Here is a 908-nt window from a genome sequence, read left to right as displayed (position 1 = left end):
GCCTTAGCTCTTTTTGCAGCGTGCGCTGCACGTGCTCACTCCAGGTATCGCGGCGACGATTACTGCCACGCTGCTGATAGTAATCCCCCAATTGCTGGTCATACTGTGCCAGCGCGGCTTTATCTAACGGCTGATAGCCATTTTCATGCACCACCAGCGAGGCGGGCAGGCGCGGTTTGCGATCGGGCGTCGCAGCGGGATAGCCCAGACAGAGGCCAAACAGCGGCAACACCTGCTGTGGCAGCGACAACAGCGAGGTGACCTCGGCAATGTGATTACGGATACCGCCGATAAACACGCCGCCCAGTCCCAGCGATTCCGCCGCGACCAGCGCATTCTGTCCCATCAGCGCCGTATCAACGCATCCCAGCAGCAATTGCTCTGCCATCCCGGTTTGCGCCTGCGGAAAGATCTCCAGATGACGGTGGAAATCGGCGCAAAACACCCAGAACTCGGCGGCGTCAGCCACATGCTGCTGATCGCCACAATAGCGGGCCAACGTCTGGCGCAGCGTGGGATCGGTAATGCGAATAATCGAGCTGCATTGTAAAAAGCTCGAGCTGGACGCGCTCTGGGCCGCAGCAATAATGGCATCGCGCGCGTCCGGCGCAATAGGCTGTGTGCTAAAAGCACGAATGGAGCGATGGTTTAGCAGCAGATCGATAGTTGGCGTCACTCTTCGAGTCCTTATGATGGTGTGTCCTGAAAGCAGCGGGGGTCGGCTCTGTGAACCGGACAGCCAGGCGCTTAACAGGCAGTATAAGCCAGCCGTTGCGACTGACCAATGCTGCTCAGCGCATGTTATGCGGTTTGATAGCCATTACATATTAATGCAACAGGGATTTACTGCTTTTTTTTCAGCGCGGATAGGGGCATAGTACCTCTCAGAAAGACGAGAACAATATCGT

General features: G+C 56.6%; 1 protein-coding gene. It reads right to left on the bottom strand.

Annotated features, from left to right (window positions below; translation table 11 throughout):
• The coding region (nfsA, locus tag J5224_RS30740) for an oxygen-insensitive NADPH nitroreductase (RefSeq protein WP_264628816.1) at window positions 1–676 on the bottom strand (676 nt) is incomplete at its 3' end.
• Window positions 677–908: the final 232 nt, after the last annotated feature.

This window comes from Candidatus Symbiopectobacterium sp. NZEC135, assembly GCF_025962695.1.
The sequence above is the reverse complement of the archived record's forward strand: the minus strand, read 5'-3'. Positions and strand labels throughout refer to the sequence as shown.